Annotated in this window: 13 protein-coding genes and 2 tRNA genes; 10 read left to right on the top strand and 5 right to left on the bottom strand. The window is 37.7% G+C overall.

Features of this window, described 5'->3' with window-relative positions:
* Positions 1–45: 45 nt before the first annotated feature.
* Together H4J50_RS07615 and H4J50_RS07610 are read right to left on the bottom strand one after the other, a co-directional pair.
* A complete protein-coding gene (locus H4J50_RS07615) occupies positions 46–1602 on the bottom strand; it encodes a SulP family inorganic anion transporter (RefSeq protein WP_108457005.1) in 1557 nt (518 codons plus the stop codon).
* 295 nt (positions 1603–1897) lie between these two features.
* Positions 1898–2569 (bottom strand): GntR family transcriptional regulator, encoded by a 672-nt coding sequence (locus tag H4J50_RS07610; protein ID WP_108457006.1) that lies wholly within the window; start codon positions 2567–2569, stop codon positions 1898–1900.
* A gap of 255 nt (positions 2570–2824) precedes the next feature.
* On the opposite strand from H4J50_RS07610, the gene H4J50_RS07605 reads away from it, so the two are divergent.
* Entirely contained in the window at positions 2825–4549 is a 1725-nt protein-coding gene (locus H4J50_RS07605) for a Na+/H+ antiporter NhaC family protein (RefSeq protein WP_182255480.1), read from the top strand.
* A 150-nt stretch (positions 4550–4699) separates the two neighbouring features.
* On the opposite strand, the gene H4J50_RS07600 is transcribed toward H4J50_RS07605, so the two are convergent.
* Positions 4700–6301: an ATP-binding protein gene (locus tag H4J50_RS07600; protein ID WP_182255479.1), complete on the bottom strand. Its 1602-nt coding sequence runs from the start codon at positions 6299–6301 to the stop codon at positions 4700–4702.
* Positions 6302–6646: 345 nt separating this feature from the next.
* On the opposite strand from H4J50_RS07600, the gene H4J50_RS07595 reads away from it, so the two are divergent.
* From H4J50_RS07595 to H4J50_RS07580, 4 genes are all read left to right on the top strand, one after another.
* A complete protein-coding gene (locus tag H4J50_RS07595) occupies positions 6647–8080 on the top strand; it encodes a DNA-3-methyladenine glycosylase 2 family protein (RefSeq protein ID WP_182255478.1) in 1434 nt (477 codons plus the stop codon).
* A gap of 42 nt (positions 8081–8122) precedes the next feature.
* Complete coding sequence (locus H4J50_RS07590) at positions 8123–8599, top strand: methylated-DNA--[protein]-cysteine S-methyltransferase (protein ID WP_182255477.1); 477 nt, start codon at positions 8123–8125, stop codon at positions 8597–8599.
* A 325-nt stretch (positions 8600–8924) separates the two neighbouring features.
* Positions 8925–12206: a VPS10 domain-containing protein gene (locus H4J50_RS07585; RefSeq protein WP_182255476.1), complete on the top strand. Its 3282-nt coding sequence runs from the start codon at positions 8925–8927 to the stop codon at positions 12204–12206.
* A 193-nt stretch (positions 12207–12399) separates the two neighbouring features.
* Positions 12400–12765 carry a hypothetical protein gene (locus tag H4J50_RS07580; RefSeq protein ID WP_239059006.1) on the top strand — a complete coding sequence of 122 codons (366 nt, stop codon included), beginning with the start codon at positions 12400–12402 and terminating at the stop codon, positions 12763–12765.
* Positions 12766–12868: 103 nt separating this feature from the next.
* Here the strand turns inward: H4J50_RS07580 and trmB are convergent, their stop codons facing one another.
* Together trmB and H4J50_RS07570 are read right to left on the bottom strand one after the other, a co-directional pair.
* The gene (trmB, locus tag H4J50_RS07575) at positions 12869–13594 is read right to left on the bottom strand and encodes a tRNA (guanosine(46)-N7)-methyltransferase TrmB (protein ID WP_182255475.1); all 726 of its coding nucleotides are present in this window, start codon (positions 13592–13594) and stop codon (positions 12869–12871) included.
* 147 nt (positions 13595–13741) lie between these two features.
* Complete coding sequence (locus H4J50_RS07570; RefSeq protein ID WP_108457013.1) at positions 13742–14080, bottom strand: YggL family protein; 339 nt, start codon at positions 14078–14080, stop codon at positions 13742–13744.
* A 129-nt stretch (positions 14081–14209) separates the two neighbouring features.
* Between H4J50_RS07570 and mutY the strand changes: the two genes are divergently transcribed.
* The 5 genes from mutY to H4J50_RS07545 all read left to right on the top strand — a co-directional run.
* Positions 14210–15292 carry an A/G-specific adenine glycosylase gene (mutY, locus tag H4J50_RS07565; RefSeq protein ID WP_182255474.1) on the top strand — a complete coding sequence of 361 codons (1083 nt, stop codon included), beginning with the start codon at positions 14210–14212 and terminating at the stop codon, positions 15290–15292.
* Between the two features lie 44 nt (positions 15293–15336).
* Complete coding sequence (locus H4J50_RS07560) at positions 15337–15609, top strand: oxidative damage protection protein (RefSeq protein ID WP_081151890.1); 273 nt, start codon at positions 15337–15339, stop codon at positions 15607–15609.
* A 378-nt stretch (positions 15610–15987) separates the two neighbouring features.
* Positions 15988–16063 (top strand) — tRNA-Phe (locus H4J50_RS07555).
* A 112-nt stretch (positions 16064–16175) separates the two neighbouring features.
* Positions 16176–16251 (top strand) — tRNA-Thr (locus tag H4J50_RS07550).
* Between the two features lie 800 nt (positions 16252–17051).
* On the top strand, positions 17052–18041 hold a 990-nt coding region (locus H4J50_RS07545), incomplete at its 3' end, for a hypothetical protein (RefSeq protein WP_182255473.1).

Below are 18041 nucleotides of genomic sequence, written 5' to 3'. Positions count from 1 at the left end.
TAGATACGCTAAAGTATATACCCAATTAATATTTTATAGAATTTGTTAACCGAGTTTATCAGTAGCAATATGGTAATCAGGGTCTTCGATAACATTAATTTCGACTAAGCTGCCAGCCTTAGTTAACAGTTGTGTACATTCTTTACTTAAATGTCTTAAATGCATTTGCTTACCACGGCTAATATAACGCTCTGCTAAAGTATCTATGGCTTCAATAGCCGAATGGTCAGCAACGCGTGAATTTTTAAACTCAACGATAACGTCATCACTATCGCCTTCCATATCAAACTGTTCTAAAAAGCTCGATACTGAACCAAAAAATAACGGGCCACTTACATCATAAACCGTTGAACCGTTAGCATTAACTGAACGGTGCACAACAACATGTTTAGCATGCTCCCAAGCAAATACTAATGCAGATACAATAACACCAACCACAACGGCTATGGCTAAATCAGTAGCTACCGTAACCGCAGAAACTAATATAATGACAAAAGCGTCTGCTTTTGGCACTTTACCTAGAATACGAATACTTGACCATTCAAAGGTTCCAATAACAACAATAAACATAACACCAACAAGTGCCGCTAGCGGTATTTGTTCAATTAGGTTAGAACCAAATAAAATAAAACCTAGTAATGCAAGTGCTGCAGTAACACCCGACATACGGCCACGACCGCCAGAGTTAACATTGATCATTGACTGTCCAATCATGGCACAACCACCCATGCCACCAAAGAAACCTGTTACTGTATTTGCTGCACCCTGTGCAACACATTCTTTGTTACCGTGACCACGTGTGCCAGTTAACTCATCAATTAATGTTAACGTCAGTAATGATTCGATTAAACCAATAGCTGCTAAAATCAGAGCAAAAGGTAAAATAACTTGCAGTGTTTCTAAGCTAAATGGCACGCTTGGAATACTAAATTGTGGTAAACCGCCGGCAATAGAAGCCATAGGGTCATTGGTCATATCTCTTACAAAGTCGACGACTGTGCGCGCATCTAAATCAAGGCTTTGCGCAAGTAATGTTACAACGACAATGGCAACAAGTGATGACGGAACAGCTTTAGTTAACTTAGGTAAAAAGTGAATAATACCCATAGTTAACACGATAAGACCAACCATAGTTAACATTTGGCTACCTTGCATCCACGCTAATACGCCATCTTCATTAGTCACCTTAAATTGCCCTAACTGCGCAAGGAAAATAACAATAGCTAAGCCATTAACAAAGCCAAGCATAACTGGATGAGGTACTAAGCGAATAAACTTACCGAGCTTGAACAGCCCCGCTAGTATTTGCAGTAACCCGGTCAGTACAACAGTGGCAAATAAGTATTCGACACCGTGAATAGCAACTAAACTCACCATTACAACCGCCATGGCGCCTGTAGCACCAGAAATCATACCTGGTCGGCCACCGAAAATAGATGTGATTAAACCCACCATAAATGCAGCGTATAAACCAACTAAGGGCTCAACACCAGCAACAAAAGCAAATGCTACGGCTTCAGGCACCAAGGCTAAGGCTACAGTGAAACCTGACAAAACATCATTTTTTAAATTTGCCACTTTACTGGCGTGTAATTCAAACATTATTTTCTCTACTTTGATTAGAACATCAAAAAACAAGCACAGTATAAAACTAGCTTGAATTAATTAAATTGGGCATAGCCCCCAAAAATTGACTTAATGATAAGTTATACCAAGTAAGTTAAACGAAAAACGTTATCATTCGGGGTTTGAAGGCGCCGGAATACTATAGAAATATCAGTAAAATGTCAATATTTGTTCAAATTAACATCAAGGTAAACATCAAGAAAAACAAGTAATATTCGTAAGAAAATCGCTACTTGTGTGGAGAGTTTATTTCAGTTTTATTTCGAAATGGTTAGCTATTCATTTTTGATTCACGTGCTTCTAAAAAGGCTTTAATTTCATCACGAGATCCTAAAATATGTTGCTTGAGCAATGCAACAGCAGCATCAATATTACGCGCTTTACTTAAGGCTAAAATTTCATTGTGCTCAGATTCAGCCTTAGATATTCCACCAGCCCAAAGTAAATGCATGCGAATATAACGATCTGCGCTTTTATTCAGTGTATTTACCAAGTCTAATGTTTGTGGTCGATTAGCGCCCGAATATAAACAGTTATGATAGCCTGAATTAAGCTCACTCCATGTATTGGCGGCATTCTCTTGACCAAGGGCTTTATCTAATTTCAACAGAAACTGAGTGGCTTCCTCTAACTTTTCGTCGCTAATATTTGGCAAAGAATTAGCCAGTAAATCAGCTTCTAGCATAGCGCGCAATTCAAATAACTCATCAACTAGTTCTGCATTAAGTTCAGTCGCCGTTGCTCCTTTATGTGGTTCAAAAACCACTAAGCCCTCACCTTCAAGTTGCAGTAAAGCTTCTCGCACCGGAATTCGGCTAACATTAAGTTCACTTGCAAGTGCGGCCTGTCTCAAAGGTTGACCCGCTTTAATCTCACCACTTAGTATTTTTTCTCTAAGGGTTTCAACAACTAATTGAGTTCTAGTTTTATATACAATGCTCATACAAGGCTTCCTAAAAATGTTATTACCATTATAAAGAACCACGAGCTAAACACAAAACAATAGCGTACTGTAAGGCTATAAAAACACATGATGTTCAAAAACTTGCTAAACGAGTATTTTAAAAACTTATAACTTCAGATCTAATCCCCCTTTCATCGCTTCAATATTCTGTTATCGTTAAAGATATAAATTATGCTTGGCATATAACACAATAAGACTGAGTAAATAAATCTCAAATAAAAAAAAGAGACATTTATGCCAATAAAAAGCAATAGAATCGCTTTAGTTACCTTTATTTTTGCCATATTATCGGCAATTTACATAAAACAATTTATCGCACCTCATTGGGTAGAACAAAGCTATGTGTACGATGTAAGTACCAATGAAACAGGTGTTTCTAGCTATATTTATAAAGAACAAAAAGTCATAATTGATTCTGTCGTCAATTATGAAGATTCTCCACTTAATCAGCAAAACCTTAATAATAAAAACAGTCCACCAAAGCTTAAACAGCAATGGGTTACCGACGAAAAACAACAATTAAAATTATTAAAACCAGCCTTTCATTTTGGTATATGGTCACTTTTACCTGCCTTAATCACTATTATTTTGTGTTTATTAACACGAGAGCCCCTTACCGCATTACTTGGCGGTGTTATTGTTGGCTCTATTATGCTCGGACGTTACGACTTAACTGACAAAGTGATTATTCCAAACCTTGCCAAAGAAGGCACCGCTGCATTGCTGTTGCTGTATTTATGGTTACTGGGTGGTTTATTAGGTATATGGTCTAAAACAGGTGCAGCGCAAGCTTTTGCTAATTACATGACTAAACATTTTGTCAAAGGGAGAAAATCAGCAAAGTTAGTTTCATGGCTTTTAGGGATGTTATTTTTCCAAGGCGGCACAATGAGCACCGTTTTAGTTGGCACCACAGTGCGACCTTTGGCAGACAAAGCAAAGGTAAGTCACGAAGAAATGAGCTACATTGTAGATTCAACAGCTTCCCCTATTGCATCAATTTTGGCTTTTAATGCTTGGCCAGCATATGTTCAAGCATTGATATTTATTCCCGGTGTTTCTTTTTTAGCCACAGAGGCTGACCGGATCAGTTTTTTCTTCCAAAGTATTCCGTTTAGCTTTTACAGTATGTTTGCTGTTACAGGCACGTTACTACTGAGCCTTAATATCACCACTTTTTCTGGTAAGCGCATACGAGCAGCAAAGCTTCGTGCTGAAACCACAAGTAAGCTCGATGCTCCAGGAGCTAAGCCGTTAAGCGCGAAAGAGTTACAAAGCACAGATATACCGCAAGGGTATAAGCCTCATGTACTTGAATTTATTTTACCTTTAGTTACTTTAACCGCCATTGCTATTGGTAGTTTTGTTATGCTCGGTTCGCCTAAAATTAATTGGGCTTTTGGCGCTGCATTATTACTTTCTGCTGTTATTGCTTTGATCAAAGGAATGTCTTTAAATAATGTAGTTGACGGCTTTGGTAACGGCTTAAAAGGCGTGGTATTCGCATCAGTTATTTTAATGCTAGCGGTTATTATTGGCAGTATCAGTAAAGAAACAGGTGGAGGTTTATTTTTGGTGTCTCTGCTTGGAGAGCAACTCCCATTTTGGTGTTTACCGGTAATTTTACAGCTGATCACTATGATTATTGCTTTTTCCACTGGTACCAGTTGGGGAACTTATGCGATAGCTTTTCCTTTAGCGATGCCATTAGCATGGGCTATTTGTCAAAGCCAAGGGGTAACAAATCCTGAATTGTTTATGATGCTTTGTTTCGCAACGGTTCTAAACGGCAGTGTTTTCGGAGATCAGTGTTCGCCTATTTCAGATACCACGATTCTTAGCGCGATGACAACAGGCTGTGACTTAATGGACCATGTAAAATCTCAGCTTGCACCCGCAGCTCTGGCAGCTTCTCTTGCTGGTGTACTATGGACGTTAACCGCTTATTTTTTTGCTTAACCTACCTCCCAAAAAAATATAAAGCCATAAAACCTAAATATATTTTTGGGTGAAGTTGGATTAGTTTGGATTGAGCTTACGACTTATAGAAATCATAATAGTGAGTATTTTAAATACTACCAATGATGAAAAATAATATGCCTGATAACATTATGGAATTAATGTTAATTCAGGCCCTTCTTTAATACTATTATCGCCAGACTCATCTTCAAGAGGCGCCTCAACAACAAAGCAGCATCCATGATCAGTAGTTACAATTTTTATACTACCGCTAAGTTTGGTATTAACTAAATTATAAACAATATTCATTCCAAGCCCTGAACCACCTGAGCCTCGTTTTGTAGTCACAAAAGGGTCGAATATTTTATCTTTAACCTTATCATCTAAACCTTTACCATTATCTTGATATGTCAGTACAAGGTGTTGTTCAATCACCTTAAACTCTATAGATATGTCACCTTCTATCGTATTTTCAAAACCGTGATAATGTGAATTAGTCAAAAAGTTAGTTAATATTTGATTCCAAGCACTTGGAAAAGTTACTAAATTAAGGTCTTCATCGACCAATATTTTAATCGTATAATTTTTCTGTTTGAATAAAGTTTTCACTGTATTAACAATGTCGTGAACATGCTGAGATAAATTAATTTTTATCTTAGGATCGGTATGATATTCAACCGCAACTGATTTAAAACCTCGAATTAAATCAACCGCTTTATTTAAACTACGGTCAATAATTTTTTCATACTCACCAAATAAGTCTAAAATTGAAGTTAATTGCTTTCTTGTTAGTGTTTCATCACTCAGTGCCTGTTCAAGCTCATGAAATTTTTCTTTTAAAGCGCTAAGTGATGTAACACAGATACCCAACGGCGTATTTACTTCGTGCGCAACACCTGCAACCAATTGCCCTAGTGATGCCATTTTTTCTGACTGTACGAGTTGATCTTTAGCTAGGGTTAGCGCATCAAGCGAGTTTTGTAACTGCTGATTACTTTCAGATAATTTAGATGTGCGCTCATAAACTTTAATTTCTAAGTCGCCATTGAGGTTAATCAAGGCATTTTCGGCATCTTCTAATTTAATCATATCGTTTTGAAGTGTTAGTCGCATGTCATTAATAGCCGAAACCAGCTCATCAAGTTCATCAGTTTTTTTGCCACGATTTTCTAGCATTAATGGTCGATCTAAACTATCCCCACTCATTGCTTGAGAATAAAGAGTAATACGATATAAATGACGGGTAATAAACCAATGAACAATAAAAAAGGTACAGAGTGCGACTATAAATATTTTGATAAATTCAGTAAAAATAATAAAACCGGCTTTTTGCCACAAATGCTGATAAATATCCTGATAGTCAGCAGAAATAATCATAGTGCCAATAATATTACCTTCAAATGAAATAGGATGGCTTTCCACTTTTTTAGCTTCGGTAAGAATATCGCCCACTTGGTATATTTTCCCAAAACTAGTGGTTAACCGAACATGGCGAATATCAGGCAGACGTTGAATACCGGCAATTTGTTGCTCAACCAGTCCTTCATTAAAATCCCATAAACTGGTAGAAATTGATTGGTTATAACTTGATTCAATATTGTCAAAACGTTCATCAAGAGTGTTAACACCGTTTTGAAAATCTACGTACAATTGAATCAACGTAGAGGCAACTGACAATAAAGCACTGCACAAAAAAATGTAAATAAAGACACGTCGACTTAATTTACTATTAAAAGCACTCTTATTGCTCATTACTTAATACACACCTTGTTTATCACTTTCGAACATGTTGTTAAGTAAATTAATAACCTAGCTAAACAACAACTTTTAATTTCAGATATTAACGATATGACAAAAAAACCTTTATACCAAAGTTAATACTTCCTATCACTTTAATTTAACCTATAAAGCACGCCATGTCTTATGAATGTTAATCTAAAACTCATAAGTCGACTCATTACAAACCAATTAACTTTATATTTTAGGTCTTGTCCGATTGTCGCTAGTTATTTACATTGTCTAACGTATGATCTGTCAAAAATAAAATTAATCTTTAATAAAGCTATTATCAAATAAAAAGACGTCATAAGGAAAAGTATGTTCAGTGTAGAGGTTTGCGAAAATGCCCGCTTAAGTCGTGATGCTCGTTTTGATGGCAAGTTTTTTACCGCCGTGATCACAACGGGTATTTTTTGTCGTCCTATTTGCCCTGCTAGACCTCCAAAGCCAGAAAACGTGACTTATTATGAAAGTGCAGAATTAGCACAAAAATCAGGGTTTAGGCCATGTAAACGCTGCTTTCCACAACTTGCGCCAAACCTTCCATTACCCAGAAAAATCAATCAAATAACGCAAGCTTATTACGAAAACGGTTTCAGTTTACAAAAGTGTGCTGAGCAACTTGAAATCAGCGACAGACAAATTCGTCGTTTATTTGTGCAGTATTATGGATTAGCACCTTCAGAGTTTTTTCATCAGCAACGATTATTGCTAGCGCACAAACTACTCACTACAACACACTTAAGTATTACAAACGTTGCTTTCGCTGCCGGCTTTAATAGCATACGTCGATTCAATGAAGTCATTCTACAAACCTACAAAACGTCGCCGAGTGAGATCAGAGGCAATAAAACAATGACATCTGAAAACCAAGTTACTATCTTATTACCTTATAAAGCACCCTTTGACTGGCCGTTAATGCTGAGTTTTTTCCGCTCAAGAAAAATGAGTAACATTGAAGATATTACTACAGAACATTATTTTCGTACCATTGAGCTAGAAAGTTGTCGTGGCTGGATAAAAGTCACTCATCACTCAAGCAAAAGTGCCTTAAACCTCACGGTTAAGTTAACTGACTATAGTTATCTAAATCAAATTATAGCTCGTGTTAGGCGAATGTTTGATTTAGACGCCGATATGCAAATTATTCATCAACATTTAAAGTCACATCCGATATTAGCAAAAGTTATTGAACAATTTTCTGGCCTGCGATTACCGGGGTGTTGGGATATTTTTGAATTTTCTATCCGAGCAATTCTCGGCCAACAAATATCGGTAAAAGGCGCAACAACCTTGGCACAACGCATCGCAGAAAAATATGGCGATGACCTTGTTGATATTGAGCAACCCGAAAACATTAATGCTACAAAGTACTTCCCAAAAATTGCAGCATTATTGAATGTAGATTATCAAGACATTGGCTTAACTCGTTCTCGTATTGCCACATTGCAAACCTGGGTTAGCTATTTTCAGCAGCATGAGAGTATATTTACTAAAGGTTTAACCATTGAAGAATTAGAAGCAACATTAACAAAACTCAAAGGTATTGGCCCTTGGACCGTAAATTATATTGGTATGCGAGGTTTAAGCGACCCAGACGCGTTTCCAAGCGCTGATTTAGGTATTATTAAAGCCCTAACTTTTAATGAAATAAAACCTAGAAATAAAGATATACTCGCATTGGCTGAAAGTTGGCGACCTTGGCGAGCTTATGCTGCTATTTATTTGTGGCAGTCGTTAGCAACACAATAAAAAAATAGTGAACACAAAGACATATTTCTGAGGAACCACAAAATGTATTACTGTATTTATCAATCACCTTTAGGTGAAATTGCCTTAACGGCAAATGACCATGGATTAAGTGCCCTAGCCTTTCAAGCAGGAAAATCTCCAATTACCTTTACTGGCTTTTCTGAAAACAACAGCAAATTCACTCAGGTTATTCAGCAATTAGATGAGTACTTTAGCGGTGAAAGAAAACACTTTGATCTGCCATTGGCGCCAACAGGCACTAACTTTCAAAAACAAGTTTGGCAAGCGTTAACCGAGATCCCGTGCGGTGAAACTAAAAGCTATGGTTGGATTGCGAAAAGCATTAATAACGAAAAAGCCGTACGCGCGGTGGGTACAGCAAATGGTGCCAACCCTATCGCCCTTATAGTGCCATGCCATCGAGTTATTGGTAGTAACGGTAAATTAACTGGCTATGCGGGTGGTTTAGGCTTAAAAGCTAAACTGTTAATGCATGAAGGTGCGCAGTTTAAGCCTTAACATTGCTAAATAAAAACATATTGAATTAAGTACACTGCTCGCTTTTTACTACAAGGATTCATAGCATTTGTATTGATTCGCCACGGTGACAATGTTTCGCCATATATCGTAAAAATCAATCAATTTAGCGTATCACTAAATCATTACAGATCATAAAGTGATAAAACATTATCTAACAACTAATCTATTCTAATTAAAGTGCTCTAATTCAAGCTTGATGTGGTGATGATTAAAGAAGGCTAAATAACCAACTTAATTTAAGTCTTATCTCATCACACGCTATCGATAAACATACAATGATAAATATAAATAATAGGGAAAATCGATGAAAAAATCTCTGACCTCCTTGATGCTCACTGCTGCTATTAGCACCAGTGCATCCGCCGCCATAGATACCGATTTACTGTCAGGTATCAAAGTGAGAAATATTGGTCCAGCAGCCACAAGCGGACGCATATCTGATATCGAAGCCGTCATCTCAAACCCTAATATTGTCTATGCTTCGGCCGCGTCAGGTGGTGTATGGAAATCTGAAAATGCTGGATTGAAATGGACACCCATTTTTGAACATGAAGAATATGCCTCAACCGGCGCTATCGCTATTAATCAGGCAATCCCTGATATTGTTTGGTTGGGCACCGGCGAAGGTAATGTTCGCAACTCAGTATCTATTGGTGGCGGAATTTATAAATCAATTGATGCTGGTAAAAGTTGGAACAAAATGGGCTTAGCAAATACTGAGCACATTAATCGCATTGCATTGCATCCAACAAATCCAGACATCGCTTATGTTGCCGCTTTAGGTACCTTATGGGCTGAAAATAAAGACCGTGGTATCTATAAAACTATCGACGGTGGTAAAAGCTGGCAGAAAATTCTATTTGTTGATAACACCACAGGTGCAACAGATATTAAAATGGATCCGAGTAACCCAAATAAGCTTTATGCCTCAATGTGGCAATTTAGACGTTGGCCAGACCGTTTTGAATCTGGTGGGCCAGGTTCAGGCTTATTTGTCTCACTTGATGGTGGTGAAACCTGGCAAGAAAAAACCGCTGCAGATGGCTTACCTGAAGGTGATTTAGGCCGCATAACACTCGATGTTGCCGAAAGTCAGCCAAATACTGTTTACGCATTAATAGAAGCTGAAAAAAGTGCACTTATGCGCTCTGACGATGGCGGAAGCAGCTGGCGAACAGTTAATGATGAAATAGGTGTTGCTGATCGTCCATTTTACTATTCAGAAATTGAAGTTGATCCAAATAATCCCGATGTGATTTATAACATAGCAACCTTTGTTCGTCGTTCCATTGATGGCGGTAAAACCTTTAACAAGATTGAAAAAGTTGATTGCTGTGCTGCAGGTAATAATATTCATATTGATAATCACACCTTATGGATAAACCCTAATGACTCAAAACATTTAATTTTAGGTAATGATGGCGGCGTATCAATTACCCAAGACAAAGGTGACAGCTGGCGTTTCGTACAAAACCTAGCCATTTCTCAGTTTTATCATATTCGCGTTGATGATGCTCAACCCTACAATATTTATGGCGGTTTACAGGATAACGGTTCTTGGCGCGGCCCAGCGGAAGTTTGGCACAGCGCCGGCATTCGTAACGTTCATTGGCAAGAAATTGGTTTTGGTGACGGTTTTGATGCCATGCCATTTCCTGATGACGTAACAAAAGGCTATAGCCAATCACAAGGGGGTTATTTAAATCGTTGGGATCTCAATACCGGTGAGCAAAGTCTGATCATGCCACCACCACCAACCCCAGAAACTGAACTGCGTTTCAACTGGAATGCCGGCTTAGCACAAGACCCATTTAACAAAGATACTATTTATTATGGTAGTCAATTTGTTCATAAATCAACTGACCGAGGTGAAACTTGGCAAGTGATCTCTAAAGATCTTTCAACCAACAATCCAGACTTTCAACGCTATAAAGATTCAGGTGGTTTAACCCCTGACGTTACTGCCGCTGAAAACAACACTGCAATTATTACCATAGCGCCAAGCCCAATCAAACAAGGGGTTATTTGGATTGGTACAGATGACGGGAGAATTCATGTCACACAAGACGGTGGAGAAACCTGGAAAAGTGTCGAGAAAAAAGCACGTAAAGCACCAAAAAATGCATTTATTCCTCATATAACACCGTCGCTTTATAATGCTGACGAAGCTTTTATTGTTTTTGATAATCACCGCCGTGGCGACATGAGCCCTTATATTTTTAAAGCCTCAAAGTATGGTAGTAAATTTACCAATTTAACCGCTAAAAACATCAAAGGTTATGCCCTATCCGTGCAACAAGATCATGTTGATGAAGACTTATTATTTTTAGGCACTGAGTTAGGCTTATATGCCTCTACCGATGCCGGTGATTCTTGGTTTAAATATGACCAAGGTGTACCAACGGTTTCTGTAATGGACATGGCTATTCAACAACGTGAGAATGATTTAGTACTGGGAACACATGGTCGCTCGATTATTGTTATTGATGACTACAGTGCACTGCGTGGCTTATCTGAAGATTCTTTCAAAGCACCATTAAAGCTTTTAAGTGTTTCTGATGGTCAGCAGTATGTGACTAACCGTGCACCATCATCACGTTTCTGGGGTGACGCCGCTTATGTTGGCGAAAACGAAGTTTATGGCGCTACGCTGACCATCATGGCATCAGGCGAACATTTAGTACATCCGGATGAAGATAAAGAAAAAGCGCGTCAGTTAAATAAAGCGGAGAAAGCAAAAGCAGAAAAAGCCAAAGCAGATAAAAACTCCGTTGCTAAAAAAGCTGATGATAAGAAACCTGCACTTTCAGATAAAGCTCGTATTACGGTTAAAAACAGTCAAGGTGAAGTGGTCCGAACATTTGTCAGTAAAATCAAACAAGGTATAAATCGTATTGCATGGGGTTTAGAGTCTGATGGCGCGTTAGATATGCCTGGCGACGAACCTGAAGAAGACAAAGATATTTTAGCTGCTGGCCCTGAAGTTGTACCCGGTACTTATAGCATCACGGTTAAATTAAACCATCATGAATTTGAAACCACAGCACAGGTATTAAAAGATCCTCGCTTTAATGTTTCTACGCAAGATTTAACTGCGAGTTATAATTTACAACATCAAGCCGTAGACATGTATTCAACGCTCACCAAAGCGGCTCATGCCTTAGTGGATAGTAAAAAAGATGTTGAGTTAATCAAAGCGATGGCTGATAAAGCGTTAGGAAAATTAGCCGATGATAAAAGCAAAGCAACAAGTACAGAAAAAATGCTTAGCACCAGTGCAGATGCTTTAATTAAAAAAATTGCAGAGCTAGATAAAAGCTTACGCTCTATTCCTAAAACCAATGGCATTGTTGATGAAAGCTATAAAGTAAGCTCTAAAATATTTATCGCTTGGGGCTATGCTGGCAGTCGCTACGGTAAACCTTCACCCACAGCTGAACTTTACTTAGCGCAAGGTAAAGCTGCATTGAAAAAAGGAATAGACGAAGTTAACCATTTCTTAGCGCAAGATATTGCCGAGTTTAAACAGCAATATCAGCAATCGGGATTAGGTTTACTCACTACTGCTGCACCCATCGAGTATTAACACGTTTTCGTTTAAGAACGTGTAATTAAAAAAGGAAGCTTTTATGCTTCCTTTTTTTATACCTTTAACAACATGCTAACAACTAATCTAAAGCCTCAAGGTCGGGTTTAACGTACTAGAAACAGTATGAAATAATCACCATTAAAAACCTTAACTGTGAATAAAAAATACTGCTATGATATCGCGTTATTTTATGAATTATTTGAGCGCTGTTTTGGAAATCATTGTTGTAATCGCAGTTTTATTCTTAGTTTGGCTAATTTGGCAGTTAATGCGTGCTAAGCATTTCACCCAATTTAAACAGCAAATCAAGCGAGAATTAACACCCAAAGTTATTGATAGTATTATTGAAGAAATGGCACAAACTCGTTGCGATGAGCTCCCTAATACTCAAGTTCATCAGGAAGCCACAATTACCTATTGGAGTGCTTGCACTGCACGAACGTTACAAGCTGCCTTGATGCGTGAGATTATTGATGAGCAATGGTTAAAAGAGACAGGGAATTTACGTAATAGTCAGCACTTGTTCCATATTGAACGCGATAAATTACACCGATAACGGCCAGCAACAATAGCTACAACTGCGACATTTAACGGTTAAGTAAAGGTGGCATTAACATAGCGTTTACCACCTTACTGATATAGATAAATTATTTTTTATTTTAACTGATACGACTAAACTGTAGATCCCAAACGCCATGGCCTAAGTTTTGACCTCGGTCTTCAAACTTAGTTAACGGACGAGAATCAGGGCGCGGCACATAATCATTGTTTTCAGATAAGTTGTTAAAGCCTGGCGCAGATGTCATATCTTCTAACATACATTCTGCGTAATTTTCCCAGTCGGTAGCCATGTGGAACACACCACCAACTTTAAGCTTTTCACGTATAGCTTCAACAAAACTAGCTTGCACGATACGACGTTTATGATGCTTCTTTTTATGCCAAGGGTCAGGGAAAAACAACTGAACCGTTGTTAAACTCTCGGCAGGAATACAATCGGCTAACACTTCAATAGCATCGTGCTCATACACTTTAAGGTTATTAACACCTTCTTCTTGCGCTAAGCCAATACAAGCACCAACGCCAGGACGGTGAACTTCAACACCAATAAAGTTAAGCTCAGGGGCATTTTTAGCCATTTCAACTAACGACTTACCCATACCGAAGCCAATTTCGAGCACAACCGGGTTATTATTGCCAAACAAAGCACTAGGATCAATTAAACCACTTTCATGGTTCAAACCCATGGTATCCCAAAATTGCTCTAAAGCTTTTGCTTGACCATTAGTAAGGCGACCTTCACGTTTAACGAAGCTGCGTACCTTTCTAATGTACTTGCCTTCTTGCTCTGCTTGTTCAACGGTTTTGTGGCTTCTATCTATCATAATGCTATCTATTATTTAGTTGCTTCATCGAAATTAGGGCGCATATTATCCTTGTTTACTGACTGAAATTCAATCTCGGCATAACGCCTCACAAGAACTAATTTAACACCCGTATATATTTTATGGCTTAAACGAGTTTGCTAAAGGCTACTCTGCCCACCAAACGTCGTATAATGGACCAACAGTAACTGAGCTTGCGCCGTTATCTGTTAACCATTTCTCAACTAATTGGCGGTGTTCTTCAGTACATTTACCTAATTGTTGAGTACAAATAAGACCATGCCATAAAGTATCACCTTCACCACCGAAACCTAAACCGTTTGGATCAATAGCTTCGTCGAAAAACTTCGTTAAAAATGCATCAACTGACTCATTGTCAGTGCCATCATCAAGTTTCCAAGCAATATCGAAACCTAATTCTTGAAACTCATCAACACGTAATTTTTTACGTAAACGATTACTACGATTTTTTGCATCTATTTTCATTTTTAATTCCTTACGACTTGGCTCAAGCCAAACCTTATTTTTATTAACACTTACTCTGTGCGAGAGGATAGTGGCAATAGAAATTTTTGCAATGAAAATCTCAGCTTTATTCGCTACACTGTCGCCATTATGACAAATAAAACCACTATATCAGCCAAATCTGCGCAACAATTTAGCGACCAAGTATTATCATGGTTTCAGTTGCAAGGCAGAAAACACTTGCCATGGCAGCAAGATAAAACCCCTTATCGGGTATGGATTTCCGAAATTATGTTACAGCAAACGCAAGTAGCAACGGTTATTCCTTACTATTTAAGATTTATGGAAAGCTTTCCTAATATTATTGATTTAGCCAATGCTGATGAAGATACTGTACTTCATCATTGGACAGGTTTGGGTTACTACGCACGAGCACGAAACCTGCACAAAACCGCTAAAACAATACGTGACGACTATCACGGAAAATTTCCTGAAAATATTGACGACGTTATCGCACTAGCCGGTATTGGTCGTTCAACCGCTGGAGCCATATTAAGTTTAGCGTTAAATAAACACCACGCGATTTTAGACGGCAATGTAAAACGCGTTCTAGCGCGCTGCTATAAAGTACAAGGGCATGCAGGCCAAGCTATATATGAAAAGACCTTATGGCCAATCACTGAAACACTAACGCCCAAGACTGGTGTGGCGCAATTTAATCAAGCCATGATGGACTTAGGCGCGATGGTTTGTACGCGATCTAAACCTAAATGTGATATCTGCCCCATTAATACTAGCTGTTTAGCCAACGCCAGCGACGAGCAAGCAAGCTATCCACAAAAAAAACCGAAAAAAACCATTCCTGAAAAGCACACCATCATGGTTATTCCTCGCATTGAGCAACAAATTTTAATGGAAAAGCGCCCTCCTGCAGGTATATGGGGCGGTTTATGGTGCTTTTTGGAGTTATCAGATATTAACGAATTACCTGGCTTGTTAACCAAGTTAAACCTAAAGCAAACCACTACCTTCGCTTTAGACAAATTTCGACATACCTTTAGCCACTTTCATCTCGACATAGAAGCTATAGTTGTAGATTGTGAAATGCTATCGGCAAAAGAAATTAGCGAAAATAGCACTTTGCAATGGTACAATTTAGCCACAGTAGCGTCAGTGGGGTTAGCCGCATCAACGCAAAAACTCATTAAACAGCTTGAACAATTACCTGTTTAACTAACTTATACATACAAATACATTAGCCAAAAAGAGAATTAATTATGAGCCGTACCGTTTTTTGCCAAAATTTACAAAAAGAAGCCGAAGGCCTTGGTTTTCAACTTTATCCGGGCGAAATTGGCAAACGTATTTTTGATAACATTTCTAAAGAAGCTTGGGGGCTTTGGCAAAAGAAGCAAACCATGCTGATTAACGAAAAGAAAATGAACATGATGAACCCCGACGATCGCGCATTTTTAGAAACAGCCATGGTTGCTTATCTTTTCGAAGGTAAAGAACCTGATATTGAAGGCTATACACCAGAGAAAAAATAAAATTCGAATAGCAAATTTTAAAAAAAATACGGTAAATTATTTATCGTTTTTTTTTGCCCGCATTAACAAGAAACAATGAAAAAGTTCAATTACCGCAATTATTATTATTTAAATTTGATAAATTATTAATAATTAGGTGAGTAATTCCCACATATCACTTATGACTTTTTCACAGTGAACAGAAAAATTCTCATCGAATAAATAGAAAAACTTGGCCATATTGCTCCATAAAAGCACAATACGTAGAAAAAAACGGCAAACAAACATTTATTTAAAAAAAAGGGTTGACGGGGTAAACGAAAAACAGTTTAATACGCCCCGTCTTCAAGGCACAGCCAAGAAGACAATGTACAGAGCAATCATTATGATTGTTAATGTGCCTCGATAGCTCAGTCGGTAGAGCAGAGGATTGAAAATCCTCGTGTCCCTGGTTCGATTCCGGGTCGAGGCACCATTTACACTTTTAGCTTTTAATTAAGTTAACTGTAGAATCAACAAGTTCCGATGTTGATTCGGTGCCAAGATAGTTAGTTCATAGAACATAATTATCGCACACGTTTTCGTGTGCCGACTTAGCTCAGTTGGTAGAGCAACTGACTTGTAATCAGTAGGTCGCCAGTTCGACTCCGGCAGTCGGCACCATTCCTTCGTAGGAAGCATCAAGCCCTAACCTCGGTTAGGGCTTTTTTGTATCTATCGATTGGTCGAATTCTATAGTTAATCTTACTAGCACCAATAAACTCCCTTACCCCACCTATTCTTCATCTTATACGTAATTTAACCCTGTCATACAAATAAGTTAATAGGAACGAAATACACACCTTTTTGAATTGCCCGTTCCCTAATAAAGAAAGGGGCACTAATTTTACCTAGGGTAAGTATGATCGGTTTATCTATTGATATAACCTTTATTTGTTCATTTGTTCATTTGGACGAGTAAAAAAGGGTTCAATCCGTTGCTTAGGGTATTGGCGTTGATCTATAAGCCACTAAAACTGCGGTTGTAATTTATTAGGGTAAATTAGTTGATGGTGTAAATATCCGAACTGGGTATTAGCACCAATGATAGCCGTTAGTTTTTTCTGATATTACCTATAGCTAATAATTAAATATACATGCAAATTATCAATGAAAAACAATCGTCGGTATAAACATTCAATGAAAAGTATTCTCCTTATTCTATACACGCTAATTTTCTATTACACTGCTAATGCTGAAAACAACTTAAGTCTTACCCCTAAAGAACTAAAAAAAATGAACATTATATTTTTTATTCTCTTGGATTCATTGCTGAAGGTAAAAATACAACACACATGCATGATGGAGTAGCTTAACTAGGGTGACTAAATTTACTTGACCAGGTCACACGTATGACAACCCCCTATTACACGAGTCATTTTATTAGTGTAATATTTATTAAAATAAAAACATCAAGGGTAAAAATGAAGTTATTTATATACGCGTATATCGGACTATTATTAGTTTTAATCTCACCTCTTTCATATACAAAAACTAAAGCTACAGACGGAATTTATCATGTAGATATTAACCATCAATACCCTAGTTTAGTTATAAAAAAAAATATTGTTGATCCTGTGAACCTTCCCAATTTCGAGTCAAAAAATAGCAAAGTGTTAGAAATAGAAAAAGGCTTTTTCTTTTTTCATTTTTCCAATACTGCAGGTTTTGAACCGCATATTTTAGATAAAGAAACAGGGGAAATAAGACTTCTTATCGATACAGATGGGCAACAAGAAGCAACTAAGTTACTTACAGATAATAGCATCACATTTAATAGCCACTCATTTCTTATTAGCTCAACACATATTATTTTCCGTGGAAATGGTAATTTTTCTGTCAAATCAGGCCTGAAGGCTAATTGGTATATTACTGACGGCACTGAAGCAGGGACAAGGATATGGAATACAGATATATTCCCTTTTAATGGTTTTCTCGATATAAGAGAGTATTCAAGTGATGAAGTACTGGTAAATAATGGGTTTAATCTATATCGCTTCAATGAAACCACTCAAGAACTGACTATAATTTCCGACTTAGAGGGTAATGCCCTCAGAACAATGACGCACGCAACAGGTAAATATTCTTTATATTTTGATTACTTGACTGATGGTTCTGATAATAAAGGTAAAAAATTATCAAATATAAAAGTATCCAGCAATCATTTCGTTTTGTACCCAATAGCTAAATTTGATGCCAGTATTTATTTAACCCACGAAGAGAATAACGTTGAATATATCGCAAGAATAAGTGCGAATGATGGACTTACAAACCTATTAGACACAAGTAAAATCCCTCAATGTGACAATGAAGATACCGAGGGAGTAGGACAAGTATTCGAAGATAATAACTATATTTATTTTAATTCTAACCAGGTATATAAAGTAGGTGAATCAACTCGCCAATGTATATAT

Origin of the sequence: Colwellia sp. 6M3 (genome assembly GCF_014077595.1) — a bacterium.
In the GTDB taxonomy this organism is placed as follows: Bacteria; Pseudomonadota; Gammaproteobacteria; order Enterobacterales; family Alteromonadaceae; genus Cognaticolwellia.
This window is presented reverse-complemented; position numbering and strand designations above follow the sequence as displayed.

Coding starts and splice junctions, on each gene's coding strand:
- H4J50_RS07605 (WP_182255480.1), top strand. CDS start 2,825: ATGCCAATAAAAAGCAATAGAATCGCTTTAGTTACCTTTATTTTTGCC.
- H4J50_RS07580 (WP_239059006.1), top strand. CDS start 12,400: ATGAATTATTTGAGCGCTGTTTTGGAAATCATTGTTGTAATCGCAGTT.
- mutY (WP_182255474.1), top strand. CDS start 14,210: ATGACAAATAAAACCACTATATCAGCCAAATCTGCGCAACAATTTAGC.
- H4J50_RS07590 (WP_182255477.1), top strand. CDS start 8,123: ATGTATTACTGTATTTATCAATCACCTTTAGGTGAAATTGCCTTAACG.
- H4J50_RS07570 (WP_108457013.1), bottom strand. CDS start 14,080: ATGAAAATAGATGCAAAAAATCGTAGTAATCGTTTACGTAAAAAATTA.
- trmB (WP_182255475.1), bottom strand. CDS start 13,594: ATGATAGATAGAAGCCACAAAACCGTTGAACAAGCAGAGCAAGAAGGC.
- H4J50_RS07595 (WP_182255478.1), top strand. CDS start 6,647: ATGTTCAGTGTAGAGGTTTGCGAAAATGCCCGCTTAAGTCGTGATGCT.
- H4J50_RS07600 (WP_182255479.1), bottom strand. CDS start 6,301: ATGAGCAATAAGAGTGCTTTTAATAGTAAATTAAGTCGACGTGTCTTT.
- H4J50_RS07615 (WP_108457005.1), bottom strand. CDS start 1,602: ATGTTTGAATTACACGCCAGTAAAGTGGCAAATTTAAAAAATGATGTT.
- H4J50_RS07585 (WP_182255476.1), top strand. CDS start 8,925: ATGAAAAAATCTCTGACCTCCTTGATGCTCACTGCTGCTATTAGCACC.
- H4J50_RS07610 (WP_108457006.1), bottom strand. CDS start 2,569: ATGAGCATTGTATATAAAACTAGAACTCAATTAGTTGTTGAAACCCTT.
- H4J50_RS07560 (WP_081151890.1), top strand. CDS start 15,337: ATGAGCCGTACCGTTTTTTGCCAAAATTTACAAAAAGAAGCCGAAGGC.